General features: G+C 46.7%; 2 protein-coding genes. Both read left to right on the top strand.

The genetic code is table 11. The annotated features are described in order from the left end of the window. Window positions 1–1491 carry a calcineurin-like phosphoesterase family protein gene (locus F3I09_RS19965; RefSeq protein WP_149696810.1) on the top strand — a complete coding sequence of 497 codons (1491 nt, stop codon included), beginning with the start codon at window positions 1–3 and terminating at the stop codon, window positions 1489–1491. A 376-nt stretch (window positions 1492–1867) separates the two neighbouring features. Next, window positions 1868–6036: Ig-like domain-containing protein (locus F3I09_RS19970; protein ID WP_188133881.1), on the top strand; the 4169-nt coding region annotated here is incomplete at its 3' end.

Raw genomic sequence — 6036 nt, forward strand, 5'->3', positions numbered from 1 at the left:
ATGACGCTTAACAGACGAAAATTCTTAAAGAACTTAGGTATTACCGGATCGCTGCTGACGCTGCCTTCGGCAATGCTGAACGCAAAGCCATTATTCAGACGCGGAAGTATTGATCTTTCAAATATTACCCTGAAGGGAAAGGTACACAACAAAGGGAAAGGTATTGCGGGCGTACAGGTGACAGATGGTATCAACATTGTGCTGACAGACAGGAACGGACAGTATGAATTACAGAGCAATGCAACCGCGGAATTTGTGTATATCAGTGTACCTGCAGGATATGCTTTCCCGGAAGAAAAAGGGATCGCTAATTTCTTCAGACCGATCACCAAAGACAGCCGCTCATTTAAAAATGATTTCAGCCTGGAGAAACTGACTGTAGACGACCGTAAACATAGCTTTGTGGTATGGGCGGATCCTCAGATGAAATCAAAGAAGGATGTGGAGATATTAATGGCGGAATCAGTACCTGATCTGCAGGCAGTAGTGAAATCTTACCCTAAAGATACACTGATACATGGTATTGGCTGCGGAGACCTGGTGTGGGACGAGTTCGAATTATTCGCTGACTATAAGCAGGCGGTTGCCCTCTCCGGCATTCCGTTCTTCAACGTGATCGGTAACCATGATATGGATGTCGAGGCCCGTACGGATGAGGGATCTTCCAATACTTTCAAAAAACAGTTTGGTCCTACCTATTATTCCTATAACAGGGGAGAGATTCACTATATCGTGCTGGATGACGTATTCTTTGTGGGTGCTGCTAAGAGCTATGTCGGCTATATCGCTGAAAATCAGCTGCAATGGCTTGAACAGGACCTGGCCATGGTGAAACCTGGTGTTACTATCGTATTGAGCCTGCACATCCCGACTTTCACCGGTGCACAGAGAAGAGCCGGGAAGCCGGAAGAAATTGGCGGTGGTACAGTGGCCAACAGGAAACAGCTCTACAAGATGCTGGCGCCATATAAAGTGCACATTATGAGTGGTCATACGCATTTTAATGATAACTGGGAGGAAGGAAATATAATGGAGCATAACCACGGTACCGTTTGCGGCGCCTGGTGGACGGGGCCTATCTGTGGCGATGGTACGCCAGGTGGTTATGGAGTGTATGATGTGGATGGTTCCGATATCAAATGGCATTACAAATCCACCGGCCTGCCGAAAGAGAAGCAGCTCCGCGTCTATCCGAAAGGAAAAGTGAAGGAGTCGCCGGATGAAATCTCAGCCAATGTATGGAACTGGGATAATAAGTGGAAAGTGGAATGGTACGAAGACGGCGTGCTGAAAGGACAGATGGAACGCCGTGTAGCTTATGATCCCTGGGCGGTGGAGCTGTACGCAGGTCCGCAGTTGCCAAAGAAGCATAAGTTCGTGGAGCCTACGCTGACAGACCATATGTTCTTTGCCAAATCTTCTGCAGATGCAAAGAAGATCACGGTAAAAGCCACCGACAGGTTCGGTAATGTATACGAGGAATCGCTGTAAGACGCTCGCGGAGGCTATATCGAACACACCCGGAACCAGAGAGAAGACGGAGAGAACAAGCAGAGAAGAAGCAGAGAAGATGGAGAGAACAAGTGTGCTTATTTAGCTTAGAATAGCAATTAAATTGCGGAAAAGACAAGTCGTGAAAATGGCTTGTCTTTTCTTTTTCTTAATATATTAGTATATTATCTATATTTGCGTACGGATTTCGTGCTGTCGAATGTGTGAATGGTTCACTTTCGGCATTTTTTATTTTAATGGGACGTTGTTCGGTAAATGGTAAATAGCACTTGGCTACTCATTTAAGTAATGATTGCGTAATCCCTTTCTATCTGTGAACATGCAGTTTGCTGCAGCTGTAAATTTTGTTGTACCTATGAAATCACATCTCATCAGAGTGCTGTTAAGCATTAGTATGGTGCTCTTTCCTTTCCTTGTATTCAGCCAGTTACCCTACAGTCCTTGTAGCCCCATGGGAGGTAAAAAAGCGAATATATTAGGGGTGGAAACCAAATACAGGGCGCCAGGCGGAGGAGCCCCGACCTTTACAATCCCTGCCGGCACCAAGTCGATAATAGTATTTGTATCTTCTGAAACGGGAGATCTGTCGGTAGGTCCTGAGCCGGAGAGAGGCGATGAAGATTTTATCACGATCAATGCTGTTCTTGATTTAACGTCATCCACATCTTCCGGTTTTGTTAACTACGCTAAGAACACATTCACGAATGGTACGGGAACGAACGTTTATGGCTGGAAGGATGTTGTTCTGGGAGCGCAGATACCTAATGCCAGTAAGCTGGGTGATAAGACGCCGGACCTCAACAACGTGAATTTCACCGTTTCCGGTTCGACACTGACGATTACGGAGAATGCTACGAGTATCAATTCCTCTTATTATGTGGAATATCTTTCTCCCACCACCAACTCATTCGATCCTTTACCTACAGAGATCCGGGCGCTTTTACACGGTGCTACTGCGCTGAATACGGATCTCGTTATTCCGATACCGGCGGGTACCAGCCTGCTCACTATTTCCGGAAAAGGTATCAACTCCAGTAATGCGGATCTTAATAGCGCCAATGGTACGGAGGAAGGATATTCTAATCTGCATATTACAATGGACCTGGATGCGGGGTTGACGAATGGATTTGTGACTCTCGCAAACGGAGGTTCCGTAGACAGAAGATCTACTTATGTGATCAGCAATCTTAGCAGCACTTACTCCGGAACGCTGGTGGGTTCAGGTGCTATCACCGGAGATTATGCTACCAAAAATTCCAGTACAGGCGCTGTCGGACTGTATAATCCACAAGTCTATATTTCCGGATCGAACCTCGTTATCAAAAGGGATGCGGCCTATGCCAGGGATTTTGATGATGCATACACAGTTGAATTTTATAAAAGGACAGGGCAGGGGATGAGCGCCGAATTCATTGATTCTGATATCAGAACAATTGGCGCCAGTACTTATACTGCCGCAGGCGTTACCAGGACGTTCAAAATACCTTCAGGTACCAGCTTTATCTACTTTAATGAAACAGCTAACGCCATAAATCTGAGTGTAGAAAGTAATGAGAACTCATTGGCAGCATACGGATATATCGACCTGTCGGCGGAAACCGCCACAGGCTATTATTATCAGCAGGTGGGATCTAACACGGGGACAGGAAGGCGTGAGGACAACTATGCGTTTCAAAATGTGCCGCTGGACAGCTCTAGTACGCACGACCATGTTAATACTGTCGGATTCCGGGCAGGTTATCCTTATGATCTGAGATTTACCTTGTCTAAAGATAAGAGTGAACTGATTGTTACGAACCAAACCGGACTGGCGAGTCAGACTTACCAGTTCCTGCTTTCTGCAGACTTCTATGGCTCCCGTCCGGATCTTGCCTTTAACCCGTCAGGTATGAGCTTCTCAAAAGGAAGCACCTGTAAGCAGTTGAAAGTAACGGTGAATGTATGTAATCCTGGTGCAGGTAATGCTACAGGGGGAATGCCGGTTGCCTTTTATAATGGAGACCCGACTGTGAATCCTGCTGCCACCTTGCTGTACGTTGGTACGCTTGACCAGGCCATAAAGGTTGGCGAGTGCAAGACTTTCAGCTTTGTTGTGGATCTCAGCAGCATTAGTGATCCGAGTATAAACCTGAACATGATCCTTAATGATGATGGCACTTTTGTAGCGGGTGGTGTAGGACATGCAGTAGGTACGCCGTTCACCCTGGCCTCCCTGGATGGCCGGGATGCTTTCTATAAAGAATGTTATTACGATAATAATCTCTTTGCAAAGACAATTAATGTAAATAGTTGTCCTGCTATAGATCCTGACCCTGATAAAAGTTCAGGCGCCACTGGTAGTTACACCTACCTGAACTATTTCACGGCGGGTAGCACTACAGCAGCGAATATCGCAGATGTAGACCTGGCTATTATAGCGCCCGCTGGTAGTGATATATATGGAGCTACTATTACGCTGACCAATATCCTGGATGCAGGTCAGGAAGGTGTTTATCTGGGAGGAACATTACCTGCAGGTATCACCATTTCCGGTGATGGTACAGGAGTAGTTACCCTGTCAGGACGTGCATCACAGGCTGACTATATAGCCGCCATAAAATTGCTTGGCTATAAAAACACGAACGGTACTCCTAATACTACTGACCGTATCATTACTATGGTCCTGAACGATGGTACTGACAACGGCCTCACTGGCACGACTACCATCAAGGTACTGACTGAGCCGGAAATTGATGTAACGGGTAATGGCATTTCCATTCCGGATAATAGCACTACCTCCAATACTGCCGACGGAACTGATTTCGGTCAGACTACCGGCGCTACGATCGCGCATAGTTTCACGATTCAGAACAGCGGTACCGGTACTTTGTCGCTGACAGGTACTCCATTGGTAAGCATCAGCGGAGATCCTGGGTTTACGGTAACGATACAACCAGCTGCCAGTTCCTTAAATGCCGGCGCCAATACCGTTTTTGAAGTCACTTTCGATCCTGCTTCTCATTCGGCAGGTATCTATTCTGCTACTATTACTATTAAGAATAGTGATGCAGATGCAGACAAAGCAGATTACACATTTGTGGTTACTGCCGGGTCGAATCAATTGCCAACAGTAACTAACGGTAGCGTATCTGCCAATGAGGATAATACGCTCGTTTTCAAGGATACTGATTTCACCGGTCATTATACAGATCCTGACGGCACCCCACTGAATAAGATAAAGGTGCTTTCCCTGCCACAGCATGGTACGCTGATGCTAAATGGCGCTGCTGTTACAGTTGGACAGGAAATACCTGCTGCTGATCTGGGCAATATTACGTTTGTACCGGATGCTGACTGGAATGGCACGACCAGCTTTGATTGGGTAGCCAGTGATGGTGCAGGATATGCCACTACGCCGTCCACGATGACGATCACTATCGATCCAGTGAATGATGCTCCGGTGGTTACCGTTCCCGCAAGCGCTACTGTCAGCGAAGAAACGGCAACAGTTATTACAGGCATATCCTTTACTGATATTGATGCAGGTACAGGTATTGTGACTGTTACCATTAGCGTACCTTCAGGAGCATTCAGCGCCACTTCCGGCGGAGGTGTAACCGTGAGTGGTACGCCTGACGCATTGGTGCTGAACGGTTCATTAACAGATATCAACGCATTTATTGCCAATAATCTCAGTTATACTTCAGTGCACAATCCGCCGGCTACGGTGATAGTGACAGTGAATATTTCCGATAACGGGAATACTGGTGCAGGCGGGCCATTGCAGGATACAAAAACCTTCCCTATACAGATCACATCTGTAAATACTCCTCCAACCGGTACCGGCGATACTAAGACCACTATCCAGGATACCCCGGTAAATGGTGCAGTATCTGGTACAGATCCTGATGGAGATCCACTGACCTTTGCGAAGGACACTGATCCAGCGCATGGTTCAGTAGTGGTAAATACGGATGGAACATATACATATACACCAGCCGCAGGTTATACCGGTACAGACCAGTTCACTATCATTATCAGTGATGGTCAGGGCGGTACCGCAACCGTTACTGTTGATATTACAGTAACCCCTCCGCCAAATAATCCTCCTACGGGTACCGGTGATACTAAGGTCACTATCCGGGATACTCCGGTAAGTGGTGCTGTATCTGGTACAGATCCTGACGGAGATGCCCTGACTTTTACGAAAGGTACAGATCCAGCCAATGGTACTGTAGTGGTAAACCCTGATGGAACGTATACATATACACCAGCCGCAGGTTATACCGGTACTGACATTTTCACTATCACTATCAGTGATGGTAAAGGCGGTACAGCAACCGTTACTGTAAACATCACAGTAAATACTCCACCAAATAATCCTCCTACTGGTACTGGTGATACTAAGACCACTATCCGGGATACTCCGGTAAGTGGTGCCGTATCTGGTACAGATCCAGATGGAGATGCACTGACCTTTACGAAAGGTACAGATCCAGCCAATGGTACTGTAGTGGTAAATCCTGATGGCACTTATACTTATAC

Origin of the sequence: Chitinophaga sp. CF418 (assembly GCF_900142925.1) — a bacterium.
Taxonomy (GTDB): Bacteria; Bacteroidota; Bacteroidia; order Chitinophagales; family Chitinophagaceae; genus Chitinophaga.